The organism is Arthrobacter sp. 05L44 (assembly GCF_056397605.1).
The window spans coordinates 378,901-394,608 of record NZ_JBFTNS010000002.1 but is presented as its reverse complement, the minus strand read 5'-3'; the positions used below and the strand labels follow the sequence as shown (position 1 = coordinate 394,608).

17 protein-coding genes and 1 tRNA gene are annotated in these 15,708 nt (G+C 68.5%); 10 read left to right on the top strand and 8 right to left on the bottom strand.

What is annotated here, in order from left to right:
* The first annotated feature begins 4 nt into the window (after nucleotides 1-4).
* From AC1DHY_RS07080 to AC1DHY_RS07070, 3 genes are all read left to right on the top strand, one after another.
* Nucleotides 5-1,345: a 3-oxoacyl-ACP reductase gene (locus tag AC1DHY_RS07080; protein ID WP_476880465.1), complete on the top strand. Its 1,341-nt coding sequence runs from the start codon at nucleotides 5-7 to the stop codon at nucleotides 1,343-1,345.
* A complete protein-coding gene (locus AC1DHY_RS07075) occupies nucleotides 1,342-2,256 on the top strand; it encodes a MaoC family dehydratase (protein ID WP_476903388.1) in 915 nt (304 codons plus the stop codon). Before AC1DHY_RS07080 ends, AC1DHY_RS07075 begins: the two co-directional genes overlap by 4 nt.
* 164 nt (nucleotides 2,257-2,420) lie before the next feature.
* Nucleotides 2,421-2,954, top strand: a complete 534-nt coding sequence (locus AC1DHY_RS07070; protein WP_476903387.1) for an SRPBCC domain-containing protein — start codon at nucleotides 2,421-2,423, stop codon at nucleotides 2,952-2,954.
* Nucleotides 2,955-2,990: 36 nt separating this feature from the next.
* Here AC1DHY_RS07070 and AC1DHY_RS07065 read toward each other — a convergent pair whose 3' ends face one another.
* The 5 genes from AC1DHY_RS07065 to AC1DHY_RS07045 are packed head-to-tail and all read right to left on the bottom strand — an operon-like array spanning nucleotide 2,991 to nucleotide 7,699.
* Nucleotides 2,991-4,151, bottom strand: a complete 1,161-nt coding sequence (locus tag AC1DHY_RS07065; RefSeq protein ID WP_476879167.1) for an FUSC family protein — start codon at nucleotides 4,149-4,151, stop codon at nucleotides 2,991-2,993.
* Nucleotides 4,152-4,209: 58 nt separating this feature from the next.
* Nucleotides 4,210-5,355 (bottom strand): serine hydrolase domain-containing protein, encoded by a 1,146-nt coding sequence (locus AC1DHY_RS07060; RefSeq protein ID WP_476879166.1) that lies wholly within the window; start codon nucleotides 5,353-5,355, stop codon nucleotides 4,210-4,212.
* A gap of 43 nt (nucleotides 5,356-5,398) precedes the next feature.
* Complete coding sequence (locus AC1DHY_RS07055) at nucleotides 5,399-6,460, bottom strand: glutathione S-transferase family protein (protein WP_476879165.1); 1,062 nt, start codon at nucleotides 6,458-6,460, stop codon at nucleotides 5,399-5,401.
* A gap of 54 nt (nucleotides 6,461-6,514) precedes the next feature.
* A complete protein-coding gene (locus AC1DHY_RS07050) occupies nucleotides 6,515-7,309 on the bottom strand; it encodes a M50 family metallopeptidase (RefSeq protein WP_476879164.1) in 795 nt (264 codons plus the stop codon).
* 36 nt (nucleotides 7,310-7,345) lie between these two features.
* On the bottom strand, nucleotides 7,346-7,699 hold the full coding sequence (locus AC1DHY_RS07045; protein WP_476879163.1) for a TraR/DksA family transcriptional regulator: 354 nt from the start codon (nucleotides 7,697-7,699) through the stop codon (nucleotides 7,346-7,348).
* Nucleotides 7,700-7,848: 149 nt separating this feature from the next.
* On the opposite strand from AC1DHY_RS07045, the gene AC1DHY_RS07040 reads away from it, so the two are divergent.
* The 3 genes from AC1DHY_RS07040 (at nucleotide 7,849) to AC1DHY_RS07030 (ending at nucleotide 11,410) form a co-directional block, all read left to right on the top strand.
* The gene (locus AC1DHY_RS07040) at nucleotides 7,849-8,406 is read left to right on the top strand and encodes a hemerythrin domain-containing protein (RefSeq protein WP_476879162.1); all 558 of its coding nucleotides are present in this window, start codon (nucleotides 7,849-7,851) and stop codon (nucleotides 8,404-8,406) included.
* A gap of 7 nt (nucleotides 8,407-8,413) precedes the next feature.
* Complete coding sequence (gene malQ, locus AC1DHY_RS07035; protein ID WP_476903386.1) at nucleotides 8,414-10,600, top strand: 4-alpha-glucanotransferase; 2,187 nt, start codon at nucleotides 8,414-8,416, stop codon at nucleotides 10,598-10,600.
* Nucleotides 10,601-10,777: 177 nt separating this feature from the next.
* A complete protein-coding gene (locus AC1DHY_RS07030) occupies nucleotides 10,778-11,410 on the top strand; it encodes a GNAT family N-acetyltransferase (protein WP_476879160.1) in 633 nt (210 codons plus the stop codon).
* 36 nt (nucleotides 11,411-11,446) lie between these two features.
* Here AC1DHY_RS07030 and AC1DHY_RS07025 read toward each other — a convergent pair whose 3' ends face one another.
* Nucleotides 11,447-11,851 carry a nuclear transport factor 2 family protein gene (locus AC1DHY_RS07025; protein ID WP_476879159.1) on the bottom strand — a complete coding sequence of 135 codons (405 nt, stop codon included), beginning with the start codon at nucleotides 11,849-11,851 and terminating at the stop codon, nucleotides 11,447-11,449.
* 127 nt (nucleotides 11,852-11,978) lie between these two features.
* On the opposite strand from AC1DHY_RS07025, the gene AC1DHY_RS07020 reads away from it, so the two are divergent.
* Nucleotides 11,979-12,269, top strand: a complete 291-nt coding sequence (locus tag AC1DHY_RS07020) for a hypothetical protein (RefSeq protein ID WP_476879158.1) — start codon at nucleotides 11,979-11,981, stop codon at nucleotides 12,267-12,269.
* A gap of 137 nt (nucleotides 12,270-12,406) precedes the next feature.
* On the opposite strand, the gene AC1DHY_RS07015 is transcribed toward AC1DHY_RS07020, so the two are convergent.
* Nucleotides 12,407-12,489: transfer RNA gene (locus AC1DHY_RS07015), tRNA-Leu, on the bottom strand.
* Between the two features lie 150 nt (nucleotides 12,490-12,639).
* On the opposite strand from AC1DHY_RS07015, the gene AC1DHY_RS07010 reads away from it, so the two are divergent.
* Entirely contained in the window at nucleotides 12,640-13,944 is a 1,305-nt protein-coding gene (locus tag AC1DHY_RS07010; protein ID WP_476879157.1) for a M20/M25/M40 family metallo-hydrolase, read from the top strand.
* A 15-nt stretch (nucleotides 13,945-13,959) separates the two neighbouring features.
* The gene (locus AC1DHY_RS07005) at nucleotides 13,960-15,135 is read left to right on the top strand and encodes an acyl-CoA dehydrogenase family protein (RefSeq protein WP_476879156.1); all 1,176 of its coding nucleotides are present in this window, start codon (nucleotides 13,960-13,962) and stop codon (nucleotides 15,133-15,135) included.
* 10 nt (nucleotides 15,136-15,145) lie between these two features.
* Here the strand turns inward: AC1DHY_RS07005 and AC1DHY_RS07000 are convergent, their stop codons facing one another.
* On the bottom strand, nucleotides 15,146-15,379 hold the full coding sequence (locus AC1DHY_RS07000; RefSeq protein ID WP_476880702.1) for a DUF5703 family protein: 234 nt from the start codon (nucleotides 15,377-15,379) through the stop codon (nucleotides 15,146-15,148).
* Between the two features lie 39 nt (nucleotides 15,380-15,418).
* Between AC1DHY_RS07000 and AC1DHY_RS06995 the strand changes: the two genes are divergently transcribed.
* A complete protein-coding gene (locus tag AC1DHY_RS06995; protein ID WP_476880701.1) occupies nucleotides 15,419-15,685 on the top strand; it encodes a hypothetical protein in 267 nt (88 codons plus the stop codon).
* Nucleotides 15,686-15,708 lie beyond the last annotated feature (23 nt).

Here is a 15,708-nt window from a genome sequence, read left to right as displayed (position 1 = left end):
CCGGATGACTGACAAATACACACAATTCGTGAGCAAGGGCCTCGGCAAGGACCTCGCCAAGAAGCTCGGGCTCCCGCAGCCTGCCGTGCTGCGCCGGCACCGGCCCGGCCAGCCGCTGGTGGTTGGACCCGTTCTGGTGCAGGGCACCGGAAGCGGCGCCGACGAACTGGCCGCCACCCTGCTGTCCTGGGACCTGGATGTCCGCCGCCACGCGGTGCCGCGTGAGAAGCTCGGCGCGATCATCCTGGTCCTGGACGAGGCCGCCCGGCCCGAGGACCTGGAAAAGCCGGTGCTCTCCGCTGCGGCGTCGCTGCGGGACCTCGCCGCCAACGCCCGCGTGATCACTGTCTCGCGGGCCGCCGCGGGAACCGCCGACCCGGCCGCGGCCGCCGCCCGGCAGGGCATCGACGGGTTGCTTCGGTCACTGGCCAAGGAACTGCGGGGCGGCGCCACCGGGAATGGCATCCTGCTCGCCGACGGCGCCACCACCACCAGCCCGAGCACCCTCGGCGCCCTCCGCTTTTTCCTCTCCGGCCGCTCCGCCTTCGTGGACGGGCAGTTCCTCACCGTCACCTCCGGCGCGGGCCAGTTGCCGGCTGACGCCGAGAAGCCGCTGGCCGGTAAGGTCGCGGTTGTCACCGGCGCCGCCCGGGGCATTGGTGCCGCCATCGCCCGCACGCTGTACCGCGACGGCGCCACCGTCGTCGTCGTCGATATCCCGGCCGCCGGGGACCACCTGGCCAAGGTCGCCAACGAAGTCCACGGCACGGCCCTGCAACTGGACATCAGCCGCGACGACGCCGGCCGGCGCATCATCGACCACGCCGTGGAACGGCACGGCGGGCTGGACATTGTCATCCACAATGCCGGCATCACACGGGACAAACTCCTGGCCAACATGGACCAGAGTCGGTGGACTTCCGTGATCGGCGTGAACATCGCCGCGCAGCTGCGCATCAACGAGGCCCTGCTGGCCTCCGAGCACTTCCGGAACTCCCCGCGCATCGTCTCCGTCGCCTCCACCAGCGGCATCGCCGGCAACCGCGGCCAGACGAACTACGCTGCCTCCAAGGGCGGCGTGATGGGCATGGTCCGGGCCACGGCGCCGCTGCTGGCGGACCGCGGCGGCTCCATCAACGCCGTCGCCCCCGGTTTCATCGAGACCGAAATGACGGCGCGGATTCCCTTCGCCACCCGCGAAGTGGCACGCCGACTCAACTCCCTGCAGCAGGGCGGCCAGCCAGGGGACGTGGCCGAGGCCATCGCCTTCCTCGCCAGTGATGCCGCCGGCGGAATCTCCGGCGAGGTGCTGCGTGTCTGCGGCCAGAACCTGGTGGGCGCATGAGCGGCACCCAGCCGGTCATTCTTGGCGAGATGCCCTCCCTGTCCAAGCTGTACGTGAATGCCGCCGCGACGGCCGCACGCCGGCGGCTCCTGGGGGCGCAGACCGGGACGGAACTGCCCGGCTGCAGCCATGAGGTGCGGGGTGTCCGGGCCGGGGTGGCCAACCTGACCGCCTACCAGCACCTGATCGGCGAGACCGCGAGCGATACCCTGCCGGCGGGATTCATCCACGCCCTGGCGTTTCCGCTGTCCATGTCGGTGATGAACCGGGATGATTTCCCGCTGCCGCTGCTGGGAATGATCCATCTCACCAACAAGGTGGTCCAGTCCGGGCCGGTCCTCTTCTCCGAGGCCCTGGACATTCGGGCCTGGGCCGAGAACCTGCGCGGCCACCGGGCCGGGACACAGCTGGACCTGGTGGCAGAGGTCCGCGGGGCCGGAGAGGAAACCCTGCGGTGGCGCGGGGTATCCACCTATCTCGCCAAAGGGGTGTTCCTGCCCGGGATCGACAAGCCGACTGCCGCGGCAACGCCGAACGGCTTCACCCCGCCGGATCCGACCGCGCTCTGGCAGCTTGGGGTGGACACCGGCCGGGCCTACGCGTCCGTCTCCGGTGACTTCAACCCGATCCACCTCAGCGTCCTCAGCGCCAAGGCTCTGGGGATGCGGCGCTCGATCGCCCACGGCATGTACCTGGCCTCGAGGGCGCTGGCGGACGTCGGCGCCGCCAAGGGCGACGCGTTCAGCTGGGATGTCGCGTTTGAGGCCCCGGTGTTCCTGCCCGCGCGGGTGGCGCTGGACATCAGCACTGGGCAGGCCGACGACGGCGCGTGGCTGCGTTCTGACTATGTGGCGTGGAGCCCCCGCTCGGGGCGGAAACACTTCAGCGGGTCCGTGGCCTCCCTGGCGTAAGCTCCGCGCCTCGGCGCAACCTGCACGACGACGGCGGCCGCCCGGGGGATCACAGGGCGGCCGCCGTCGGGTAGTCTCCAAAGCGTTTCCGGTTCACCGACGAGCAGCACGTCACACCGGCGCGGCGGGATGGCCCGCGGCGCCCACGGCTGAGGGAGTACGCAATGACCAGCACCGAATCGACCGGCACTGAGTCCCAAAGCGTCCGGGTCCTGGGCACCCTGAGCGCCACGGAGGACGGCGGGATTGTCCGGCTGGAAGCCCGAATCAACTCCGGAAGCCGGGAGGTGTGGCTGGCCCTGACCGACCCTGCGCGCCTGGCCCGCTGGCTCGGCGTCGTGGACGGGGAGTTGCGTCTCGGCGGTGTTTTCCGGGCGCGCCACTTCGCCAGCGGCTGGGAAGGGACCTGCCGCGTGGACGTGTGCGACCCCGGGCAGCGGCTGCTGATTTCTACGACGTCGCCCGGCGAGCCGGACGGTGCCATGGAAGTGACGCTCACCGCGGACGGGGACCACACCGCCGTCGTCCTCGAGGACCGCGGGATGCCGGTGGCACAGATCGCCGCCTACGGTGCGGGCGACCAGATCCATCTTGAAGACCTCGGCGCCTACCTCGCCGGCGGCGGACCCTGCGACGCCGCTGCCCGCTGGCAGGAACTCCACCCCGCGTACCAGCAGCTGGCCGGCGGCCTGGCCTAAGGGACCAGGCTCACTGGAGGTCCGGACAGGCCTGGGCTAGGCCGGGGCCTTTGGGGAATCCGCCGGCCCCGGATTCCCCTCGCCCGACTTCAGGACACGCAGCATCCGGTGCAGGCTCAGGAGGATCGATTCCACGGCGCTCGGGGCCTCGACGGGCCGGTCGTCCCCGGCGATCCGCGCCGTGAACGCGGTGACGGTGGCATCAGCCTTGGCTGCCAGTTCGGCCTGGCGCTGCGGATCGTCCTCGTCGGCGGCGCGAATGACCTCGCCCACGGTGGTCATCGCCTCCGCGAGCGGCTCGGCATGACCGTCCGGGATGACAAACGGGTTGTCCGTAGCCCAGATGACGTCCGAGAGCACCTGGGTGACGTCCTGGATATGGAACGTCAGCCGCTCAAGGTCACGCAGGTTGCTGTAGTCGGCGTCGACGTCGCGCGGATGCAGCCGGCGCCGGGGATTGGCCTGGCGGCTGGCGTCGGCCTTTTGCACAGCCGCGCGCACCGAGCGGGCGTGCGCGGCCAGGGCTTCGGAGCGGCGGGACCAGTCCTCGTGCTCCGGCGGCCAGTTTTCCCGCAGCGCTTTGCCCATGTCCACCAGCTGCTGGGACAGGGCCAGCCGCAGTTCGGCCAGGCTGAGGGCCGCGGCGCGGAAGTGCAGGGGCGGGAAGACGAGGAGGTTCACCACGATGCCGACGGTGACGCCGACGCCCATCTGGAAGAGGTAGCCGAAGGAGAACTTGTCCGGGTTGTGCCCGCCCACCAGCAGCACCAGCAGGGCGGCGGTGGGGATCCAGTCGCTGCCGGACCCGATGCGCGGCAGGCCGGCCAGGATGACGCCCAGGCCCATCACCAGCGCCACCGTCAGCGGCGTGGGGTTGCCGAGGCTAAAAAGGGTGAACGCGAGGCCGACGCCGATCGCCAGGCCCACCAGCGTCTGGACGCCCTGCCGCATTGAACCGGACACGTTCTCGTACATGGCCACAAGGGCGCCGAGGGGTGCGTAGTACGGGTATTCCGCCGCCGAGCCGGGCATGTACGGGGCGATGAAGAAGGCGATCCCTGCCGCCAGCCCCGCCTTGGTCGCCAGTTGGAGCCGCGGCCACAGTACGGCGGCGGTGACGCTTCCGGTGACGGTCCGCGCGAGCCGTCGGGCCAGGGAAGGGTGGCCGCCGGTGTCGGGGTTGGTTGCATTTGCCATCCCGGCTCACCCTAGGGCCGCGGCGTCGCTGCGACAACTGGACGAACTCCGTCCCTGGTCAGCGGGCTGCGAGGCAGGCCCTCCGGACCGCGGCGGACAGGCGCTGGGCCCGTCCGTTGGTGCGGCCCTCCTCGCTGCGCCGGGGGACGTAGCCGAACCCGATTCCGTGCCCGGGGTCGGCGAAGCCCAGGGCGGCATTGGCGCCTTCGTGGCCGAAGGCCAGGTGGCTGCCGAAGTCCCGTCCGGGCTGGGGTTTCATAAAGACCACGGCGAAGGCGTTGTCCTGTCCCGAGGAACGGTCCAGTCCCCAGACCTGCTCCTCGGCCATCAGTGAGATGGTGCGGGCCGAGAGGAAGCCGGACTTGCCGTCCACCCCGGTGGTGGCCGCGGCGTAGAGCCGGGCGAGTCCGTCCGCGGAGCCCACGCCGCCGGCGCTGCTCATGCCGCCGGCCCGGATGATGCGGTGGTTGGGCAGTTCCATGATGGTGCTCACGGGCGCATTGCTGTTCAGCCCGGCCTGGCTGAGCGGGTCGAGCCAGGTGTCGGCATCCTCCGTGTAGAGCACGGGGCGGTAGCGCGGCTCGTCTTCCGCCGGCAGTCCGAGGAAGAAGTCGACGCCGAACGGCAGTCGGATGCGCTGGTCGTAGAGCTCCTGGAGCGGGGTGCCGGCGGCCCGGCGGCACAGCTCCTCCATCAGGATGCCGATGGTGAGGGCGTGATAGCCGAACGTCCCTCCCGGACGCCAGAGCGGGGCGGCCGCCGCCAGCCGGCTGGCGGCAGCCGCCGTCGGAAACTCTGCGAGCGCGAATCCGCCTGCAATGCCCGGCAGTCCGGCCTGGTGCGAGAGGGCCTGCCGGACGGTGATCCGGCCCTTCCCATGGGCACCGAACTCCGGCCAGTAGGAGGCCACCGCGGCGTCCAGGTCCAGCAGTCCGTCCTGGACCAGCAGGGCGATGACCAGGGCCGCGGCCCCCTTGGAGCACGAGTAGGTCCCGGTGATCTCACCCGGGCCGAGCCCCGGTCCGCCACTAAGGTCAAGCACCCTGGTGCCGGCGCGGTAGACCGCAAGCTGTGCGCTGTACTCCGGATCCTCGGCCAGGAAGGAGTCGAAGAGTTCACGGACCGGCGTGAACTCCGGCGCGGCCGTCCCGCGGGACAGCGCGCGGGTGTGCGGTTCACAGACAGGACCCGGGGAAGAATTCATTGGACCACCCTAGCCCGCCGCCCCGGACACGGATCTGTCCGGGTCAGGCTGCGCCGTGTCCCGCGGTGACCTCCTCGCCGGCGCGGACCGGTCCGGGCGGTGTCCCGTCGCCGAAGGGCCGCCCGCCGAGGGTTTCCCGGCCGTGCGGCGAGAGCCAGTTCGCCAGGTCCGGGCCCTTCGGCACGATGCCGGTGGGATTGATGTCCTCATGAACGATGTAATAGTGCTGTTTGATCTGGACGAAGTCCGTGGTGTCGCCGAACCCGGGTGTCTGGAACAGGTCACGGGCGTAGGCCCACAGTGCGGGCATTTCGCTCAGCTTCTGGCGGTTGCATTTGAAGTGCCCGTGGTAGACGGCGTCGAAGCGGGCCAGTGTGGTGAAGAGCCGGACGTCCGCCTCGGTGATGGTGTCGCCCACCAGGTACCGCTGTCCGGTGAGGCGTTCCTCCAGCCAGTCCAGTGCGGTCCAGAGCCTGTCGTAGGCGGCGTCGTAGGCTTCCTGGGAACCGGCGAAACCGCAGCGGTAGACCCCGTTGTTCACTTCGGTGAAAACACGCTTGTTGACGGCGTCGATCTCCTCGCGGAGGGCCTCCGGGTACAGGTCCGGGGCGCCGTCGCGGTGGAATTCGGTCCACTCCGTGGAGAAGTCCAGGGTGATCTGCGGGAAGTTGTTGGTGACGACGGCTCCGCTGGGGACGTCGACGATCGCCGGGACCGTGATGCCGCGCGGATAGTCCGGGAAGCGGCGGAAGTAGGCCTCCTGGATCCGTTCAATCCCGAGGACCGGGTCCTTGCCGCCGGGGTCCAGGTCGAAAGTCCAGGACCGGGCATCGTGGGTGGGGCCGGGCTGGCCGAGGGAGATCACGTCTTCGAGGCCGAGCAGGCGGCGGACAATGACCGTCCGGTTGGCCCACGGGCAGGCCCGGGCCGCGACCAGGCGGTACCGGCCCGGTTCCACGGGCCAGCCGGGTTCGCCGTGCGGGCCAGGGGCGCCGTCGCGGGTGATCCGGTCCTCGATGTAATTGGTGTCCCGGGTGAATTCCGCGCCGCCGGTGACATAGGCGCCCCGGGTACTGAACTCGGTTCCAGTGGTTGTCTCAGTCATGGTCCCAGCCTATGCGCAGTCCGGCGCGGCGGGCTGGAGCGGGGCCCCGGGGGCTTAGCCGGCCTGGTGAAGCGCCTGGCCGATGAGTCCGGTGAAGACCGGGGCAATGGACAGCCAGGCGGCCCACCATGCACCTGCCACCACCAGGGTGAAGAGTCCGATCCATGCTGCTGCCGGCACCCGGGTGGACCTGGCGAGGAGGTAGGCGTCCGACGTCGAGAGGCGGGTGCGGTGCCGGGTATGCACCGCGGCGAGTTTGGCCAGGTCCCGGACGGCGGCGACCAGCAGGGCGAGGCCCAGCCCGATCATGACGTGGCCGATGAACTGGGCTGGGACGAACAGGACCAGGAGCACCGCAGCCAGGACAGCCGCCGCCGTGATCAGCACACCGATGCCGTTACGCAGGAACAGGAAGGAAAGCAGCAGCAGCAGCGTGCCGACAGACATCGCCGCCGGTCCCCAGCCGTTGACGCCGGACCACACCATGGCAGCGCCCACCACGGCCGGGACCGGGTAGCCCCAGAACGTGGACCAGACGGCCGCCAAGGGACGGCGGCTGAAGGTGGTGGTGGTGCCGGAGTGGTCCAGGCTCAGCTTGATGCCGCCGAGCCGCTGGCCGGTCATCAGGGCGGCGAAGGCGTGGCCCAGTTCGTGGGTCACGGTGGCGAGGAGGCCGAAGTACCGCCAGCTGGCACGCGGCAGGGACAGCGCGATGGCGACAGCCACCACCAGCAGGAGTTCGGTTCCGGTGACCACGGGTACCGGGGCATGGCCGAATCCGGCGATGATCCTTTGCCACCAGGTTCCGGCGAGGTCGCTGGCGGTCAGAGCCGTTGATTCAATGCTCATGTGAGCGGTGGGGCCTTTCGTGTGATGCCGTAGCTGTCAGGGCTTGCCGGCGCTGTGCCGGATGCAGTAGGGCGTCCAGGGCCTGGCTTCCAGCCGGCCCTCGGCGATCGGTCCGCCGCACACGGCGCAGATGCCGTAGGTGCCGTGCTCGATCCGGGCGAGGGCGGCGTCGATCTGGGCCAGGCCGGCCCGGCTCTGTTCCAGGAGCGCGGAGGCCTGTGACAGTTCGAAAGCGATCGTTGAACCCTCGGGGTCGTGTTCGTCGTCGACATTGGAGTCCTGCCGGGCAGCGTTCACGGAAGCGATGTCGCTGCGTAGCGCGGGCAGCAACGCAAGTTTTCGTTGGCGCTCCTCAACAAGGAGCTTCCGGAACCGTTCGACGTCGACCATAAGGTGCAAGGCTAGCGCGGCTACCTGGGCACTGCCGAACCGGCTGCCGGGCTCCCGGTTCCGGGATCCGGGGACAGGCCCTGTTCGCGGTGACGGGCCGGCCGTACAGTTTGATCAGCAGCAGAGTCAGGCCCGACCAGGGAGATGCCATGGATATGCCGGTTTCCAGCGACGGGCAGGACGACGAGCGGGCCCTCGCCGCCGTGGAGACCCACCATGCCGGGATGCTCAGACGGCTCGAGGCCCTGATTGCCGCCCTCACCCGTGCCGTGGGCGCCCGGGACACAGCAGGCGAGCACGAGGCCCATGAGGTGCTGGTCGAGTGGTGTGAGACTGAGCTCGTCCCGCACGCGCTCGCGGAGGAAGGACCCCTGTACGGCGGCGCGGGCGCCGTCCCGGAAGGCCGCCTGCTTGTGGCTGCGATGCTTGCCGAACACCAGGTGATCGTCGCGCTCGTCGAACGGCTGCGCGGTTCCCGCGGCGTGGACGCCGCCGTTGCCGCCGGCGCCATCGGCCACATCTTCGCCCTGCACCTGGACAAAGAAAACCGGCTGCTGATGCCCCTCATTATCGCGACACCGGGGCTCAGCCTTGCCGAGTCCGTGGCGGGCCTTCAGGAACTGGTGGGGGAGGCGCACATCCACGGGGAGCACACCCACGAGACTCAGCCCGGTCCCGGGCCGGCGGCACCCCCGGTCAGCGGCTGAGGCCCTCATGGACGATCTCGCGGCGAATTCCCGCCAGGAACCGGCGGACGACGATGCCCTGCTCCGCGGGCTGGCGGCTGCCCATGGGGTGGACACCTCCTATTGGGGCTGGGACGGGGCGGAGAGGTCCGTCGCCGCCGAGACCCTGCGCGGCGTCCTTACCGCCCTCGGCGTTCCCTGCACGGGGTCGAAGCAAATGCGGCTCGCCCTGGAGGACGCCGGAAAGGCGCCGTGGCGCCGGCTGCTGCCTCCCATCGTGGTAGCGCGGGAGGGGGCGGCGGCGTCGTTCCACGTCCACGTCCCGCACGGGAGCAGCGTCAGTGTGTGGATCGTGGCCGAGGACGGAGACCGGCACGAGGCCCGGCAGTTGGAGAACTGGGAGCCTCCCGTCGACGTGGACGGCGTCCTGACCGGGCAGGCCAGTTTCGCGGTGCCTGATGGCCTGGGCCTCGGCTGGCACACCATCCACGCGGACACCGCAGGACGGAGCGCCCAGTGCCCGCTGGTGGTGACGCCGGACAGGCTGCGCACCACCGCCGCCCTCGGAGGGCGCCGCAGCTGGGGGCTGACGGCACAGCTCTACTCCGTCCGGTCCGGGCGGTCCTGGGGCATCGGCGACTTCGCGGATCTGGCGGAGCTGGCCGCGGTGGCGGGTGCGGAGGGAGCCGGGTTCGTCCTGGTGAACCCGCTGCACGCCGCCGAACCGCGGCCCCCGGTCGAGGACTCCCCGTATCTGCCGGCCACGCGGCGGTTCTTCAACCCCCTGTACATCCGGGTTGAGGACATTCCGGAGTACGCCTACCTCGAGCCGGGCGCACTCGCCGAGGCATCCCGGCTGGCCGCCAGCCAAAAGGCTGCCAACACACAGGCGGAGCTGTTGGACCGCAATTCCAGTTACGCGGCGAAGCTGACTGCGCTGGAGCTCATGTTCCGTGTCTGGCGGGGCCCGGGCCGCTCCCGATACTTCAGTGACTTCTGCCGGGAGCATGGCCGGGGTTTGGACGACTTCGCGCTGTGGTGCGCGCTCGCCGAAACCCTGGACCCCGGGGCTGCCGAGTGGGCCGGAGACGCCGTCTCCCCGGATAGCGCTTACTGCGAAGGACAACGCGTTGCGCTCGCGGACCGGATCGACTTCTACCGCTGGCTGCAATGGATCTGCGACCAGCAGCTGGAATCGGCCCAGGACGCCGCACGCCGGGCCGGCATGGGCCTCGGCATCATCCACGACCTCGCAGTCGGGGTGAAGCGCGGCGGGGCGGACGCCTGGACCCTCGCCGGTGTCCTGGCCCAGGGCGTCACGGTGGGCGCCCCGCCGGATATGTTCAATCAACAGGGCCAGAACTGGACCCAGCCGCCCTGGCACCCGGCCCGGCTCGCGGAATCCGGCTACGCCGCCTACCGCGACATGTTGCGGACCGTGCTGCGCCATGCGGGCGGCATTCGGGTGGACCACATTCTCGGCCTGTTCCGGCTCTGGTGGATCCCCGAGGGCGCAGGGCCGGACCAGGGAACGTACGTCTACTACGATCACGAGGCGCTGATCGGGATCCTAGCCCTGGAGGCCCAGCGTGCCGGGGCGGTGGTCATCGGGGAGGACCTTGGCGTGTTTGAGCCCTGGGTGCGGGACTATCTGGCCGAGCGGGGCATCTTCGGCACCTCGATTCTGTGGTTCGAGCACGACGACGACGGCCCGCTCGTCCCCGAGCGGTACCGGCCGGCGTGCCTCACGAGCGTCAACACCCATGACCTGCCGCCGACCGCGGGCTACCTGGCGGGTGTGCACGTAGCCCTCCGTGAGTCTCTCGGACTGCTGCGGCGACCTGTCGCGGAGGAACGGACCGCGGATGCCGCCGAACAGGAGGCCGTGCTGGCTTTGGTTCGGGAGCGCGGGCTGCTGCCGGCAACGGGGGAGGCAGGGGAGCAAGCCACCGTCGAGGCGCTGTATGAGTTCACCGCCCTGACGCCGTCGTCCTTGCTGGGGGTGGCGCTGGTGGACGCCGTAGGGGAGAGCCGGATCCAGAACCAGCCGGGAACGAGTACCGAATATCCGAACTGGCGCATCCCGCTGGCGGGGCCCGACGGCGTCGTCCTGATCGAGGATCTGCCCGGTGACGAGCGGTTCCGGTCCCTCCTCCAAACAGTCCAGCAGGCCCTCCATCCCGCCGCCGGTCAGCCAGTGCCGGAAGGCTATTAACCGGCCTGCAACAACGCCGGACGGACCGGCGGAGGCGCTGCTGCCGGGCCGGTTCCCGCGTGTCGTTGCGGGGTGCGGTTCCGGGGTGATAATTTCTCTTGCCAGCGCATTTCAGCGGACATTCCTGGCCCCCGTTTCCCCCTGACCGGCGCATCACCGCGCACCAGAAAGGCCGCAATGGCGCTGCTGCTTCCTGACACCCTGCCGACCCTTCACACGGTCACCGGCAGGTTTGTCCTGGCACCGTTCACACCCCTCGACGTCGAGCCGCTCGCGCGCCTGCTGGCCCGCGACGAAATCTGGTCGCAGGGCTTCAGCGACAGTGAACCCCGGCCCGCGGGGGAGCGCGCCCTGAACGCTTTCGTGGACCGCCGCTTCGCCGGGCTGCAGGTCTTTTCGGTCTATCAGCAGCTTCCGCTGGGCCAGTCCAGATTCATCGGGACAACCGGGATCACCGAGCACGACGCCTGGACCGAGCGGGTGAAAATCGGCCGGACCGTCCTCGATCCGGATTTCTGGGGCGCCAAGGTGAATCACGAAGTGAAAATTTCCCTGCTCGACTGGCTGTTCTCCAGCGGCGCCGGCCGGGTGGAGTGCGACGTTGATGCCCGCAACCAACGGTCCCTGGCCTCGCTGGTACGGTTCGGTTTTACGGCCGAAGGGACCCGACGGCGGTCCTCCCGAAACGTCGACGGCATGTGGCGGGACTTCGTCATCCTGTCCATGCTGACTGAAGAGTGGGCCGACGTGCGGCCCCGTGCCCTGGCGTCCCTGACAGGGCACATGCCGGCGGACCTGCTCGCCGTCTAGCGGCCGGCCTACGGTTCTGTGACTAAGGCTCTGGGACTACGCCTCCGGGACTACGGTGTCGCCGTGACGGTGTGCCACCCGCCACTGGCCCGCCTCCCGGCGGTACACCTGGGTAGCCCTGAGGGTATAGGTGCGCGGGGTGCCGTCAACCTCCGCGGAAATGTGCTCCAGGCCCGCCGTATAGGCCATGTCGCCTACGACGTCGTATGACAGAACCTCGAAGCTGTACGAGGTGCAGTTCGAGAAGCTCTTCTCCAACGCGCTAAACAGCTCATCGAGTTCGCTTACACCCTGCGCGTTGCGCCACGCCCCGAGGACACTGACGGGTTCCGTGCGCGACCAGATGCGCCGCCGCGGTCCAGCATCCCCGCTGTGCAGTGCAAGTTCCGCCTGGTGGAGCGCTGACTCCACCCAGACCAGGAAATCCTCACGGTCCGTCATGGTCCAAGTATGCTCCCGGGCGGGCGCGAAAGACCGTTGACGGCGTCGGACGGGAAGCGTAAACCGGGAATTGCCGGTTCAATCGCGGGCCGCAACTTGCGTGCCTGCAAGTGCAGAGGAGCACGAAATGGCTGTCGCAATCATCATGGAATTCAAGGGCGCCACCTTGGCGCAGTACAACGAGGTCAACCAGAAAATGGGCCTCACCCCGGGCGGACCCGGCCCGGAAGGGTCCATTTCCCACTGGGCCGCCGAAACGGATGGCAAGTTGCTCATCACCGACGTGTGGGAATCCCGCGAACGGTACGACCAGTTCGCTCAGGAGAAGATCGGGCCGCTCAGTATGGAGGCCGGCTTCCCGGCACCCCCGACGACCACCTATTACGAGGTCGCCAACTATTTCACGGCCAACGTCTGAGACGCGGCTGCCGTTCTCTCGGCGACCGGGACGGAACGAGGCCGCTTCGGTGGGAGTCTGAGGGCGAACCCGGAGTTAGCTTGGATAGCAAAGAAAAGGCCCCTAGAATCCGTGGATCCTAAGGGCCTTTCTCATTGTGCGCGGAGGGGGACTTGAACCCCCACCCCCTTTCGAGGACTAGCACCTCAAGCTAGCGCGTCTGCCATTCCGCCACCCGCGCAGGTGGTATTTCCGGGAAGAATTTCGCCTTTCAGCGTTTTGCTTTTCTCGGAAGCAGCGAGAAAGACTCTACACGAAGTTTCCGGAAACAAATAATCGGGGCCAATGGGTAGGCTGAAGCCAGTACTGAGCCACTGCGACGAGGAGCGATATGACTGACATTCGGCCCGAAGACGAGGTCGTCCGGATCTGCCAGGAACTGATCAGGATAGACACATCCAACTTCGGCGATGGGTCCGGCCCGGGGGAGCGCGCAGCCGCCGAGTACACCGCAGGGCTCATCTCGGAGGTAGGGCTGGAAGCCGAGATCTTCGAATCCGCCCCGGGCCGCGCCAGTGTGGTCACCCGGCTGGCCGGGGAGGACCCGTCCGCCAGCGCCTTGGTGGTTCACGGCCACCTCGACGTCGTCCCTGCCCTCCGTGAGCAGTGGTCCGTGGATCCCTTCGGCGCCGAGCTCAAGGACGGCCTGATCTGGGGCCGCGGCGCCGTGGACATGAAGGACATGGATGCGATGATCCTGTCCGTCCTGCGGGACTTTGCCAGGACCGGCCGCAAACCCAAGCGGGACCTGATCTTCGCATTCTTCGCCGACGAGGAAGCCGGCGGCAAGTACGGCGCGGGCTACGCCGTCGAACACCGCCCCGAACTCTTCGAGGGCGCCACCGAGGCGATCTCCGAGGTCGGCGGGTTCTCCGCCACGATCGGGGGCCAGCGCACCTACTTGCTGCAGACGGCCGAGAAGGGCCTTTCCTGGCTGCGGCTGGTGGCCCACGGCCGCGCCGGTCACGGATCGCAGATCAATACTGACAACGCCGTGACCCGGCTGGCCAGCGCCGTCTCTCGGATCGGCGAATACAAGTGGCCGGTGGAGCTGACGCCCACCACCCGGCAATTCCTCGACGGCGTGACGGAACTCACCGGGGTGGAGTTCGACCCGGATGATCCCGACAAGATCCTGAAGGAACTCGGCACCGTGGCCCGCTTTGTCGGCGCCACGCTGCAGAACACCACCAACCCCACCCTGCTCAAGGGCGGCTACAAGCACAACGTCATCCCCGAATCGGCGGAAGCCCTGGTGGACTGCCGGACGCTGCCCGGCCAGCAGGACCAGGTCCTCGAAATTGTCCGGGACCTGGCCGGCAGCGGGGTGGATGTGAGCTACGTCCACAAGGATGTCTCCCTCGAGGTGCCGTTCGCCGGAAACCTGGTCGACTCCATGATCGACGCCCTCCACTCCGAAGACCCCGGTGCGAAGGTGCTGCCCTACACGCTCTCCGGCGGAACGGACAACAAGGCCCTCAGCCGGCTCGGCATCACCGGTTACGGCTTCGCGCCGCTGATGCTGCCGGACGAGCTCGACTTCACGGGTATGTTCCACGGCGTGGACGAGCGGGTGCCCGCGGACTCGCTGAAGTTTGGCGCCAGGGTGCTGAACACCCTGCTAAGCAACTACTGAGCGGAAGAACAGCGTATGTCCCTCTCCACGACCTCCCTGGAGCAGATCCTTCCCGATGCCCTGCTGGAGCGTATCCGCAGCCGTGCGGCCGGCTATGACAGTGAGAACACGTTTTTCACCGAAGACCTGCGGGACCTAGCGGACGCCGGCTACCTGAAGATCTTCGTCCCGGAGGCCGACGGCGGGCTGGGCCTGGGCCTGGCCGGCGCCGCGCAACTGCAACGGCGGCTGGCAACGGCGGCCCCGGCCACGGCGCTGGCGATCAACATGCACCTGGTCTGGACCGGCGTCGCGCATGTGCTGGCCGCCCGCGGTGATTCGTCCCTGGACTTCGTCCTGCAAGAGGCGGCCCAGGGGGAAATCTTTGCCTTCGGCAATTCGGAGGCCGGCAACGATTCCGTGCTCTTCGACTCCCGTACGGAGGCGACGCCGCTGCCGGACGGCAGCTACGGGTTCACCGGACGAAAAATCTTTACGAGCCTCTCGCCGGCGTGGACCCGGCTGGGGATCTTCGGCAAGGACGCAGCGGCCCGGGACGGCGACGGCGAGCTGGTACACGGCTTTATTGACCGCGAGACTCCCGGGTACCAGATCCTGCCCGACTGGGACACCCTGGGGATGCGGGCCAGCCAGTCCAACACCACCGTCCTCAAGGGAGCTGTGGTGCCGCCGGCCCGTATTTTCCGCAAGCTCCCGGTCGGTCCGAACGCCGATCCGCTGATTTTCGCCATCTTTGCCTGCTTTGAGATCCTGCTGGCCGCGGTATACACGGGGATTGGCGAGAGGGCACTGCAGTTGGGCGTCGAGGCGGTCAAACGCCGCACCTCGTTCAAGAACGGTGGCCGCAGCTATGCCCAGGATCCGGATATCCGGTGGAAGGTGGCGGAGGCTGCGATGGCCATGGATGCCCTCTACCCGCAGCTGGCCACCGTCGCCGCCGACGTCGACGCCCTCACGGACCACGGCGGACAGTGGTTCCCCAAGCTCGTCGGGGTCAAGGTGCGTGCCACCGAGACCGCCCGCACCGTGGTGGACCTGGCCATCAGGGTCTCCGGGGGATCGAGCTACTTCCGGGGTTCGGAGCTGGAACGGCTTTACCGCGATGTCCTGGCGGGTATGTTCCACCCGTCGGACGACGAATCAGCGCACGGCACGGTGGCGTCGGCATGGCTGGGTCCCCTGGAGTCCTAGCCAGCTGAGCCTAGACGGTCCGCTGGACCTGGATCACCTTACGGCGAAGCCAGAAGCGCCGTCCGCCGCCCACGTACAGGACGCTGCGTTCGAGCTCCCACTTACCATACTCGGAATGCGCCGCAAGAATCCGGCGGGCCTCGGGCAGCGAATCCTCAGGGCTTACCGTCAATACGAGGTACTCGTACTGACGTGCGTAGTCCCGTTCCCGACGGACCGAGCTGTTCAGAAAATGTTCCTTCATCGCTCTCCATTTTCGTCTTTTTCGGGCTAACGTGAAGTCATGAGCATCGATCCGCGTGTCGCGCTTCAGTCCCTAACCGGCGCCCTCGAAGAACATCTGGCCGCTTCCGCCGCACGGCGGGGGGACGGCGATCCCGCGGTTGAGGCAGCCTTCTTCGCCGTAGCCGATGCCTTCGAGGTTTATGACGACTCCCTCTACGAAGCGTACGGCGAGGTTACCCCCCTCGAAGTCATTGACGAAGAAGATGACGACGACGAGGACGAAGACGTGGACGACGAGGAAGACCTCGAGCTCCTGAAGGACTAAGCAGGACGGACGACGCCGGCGAC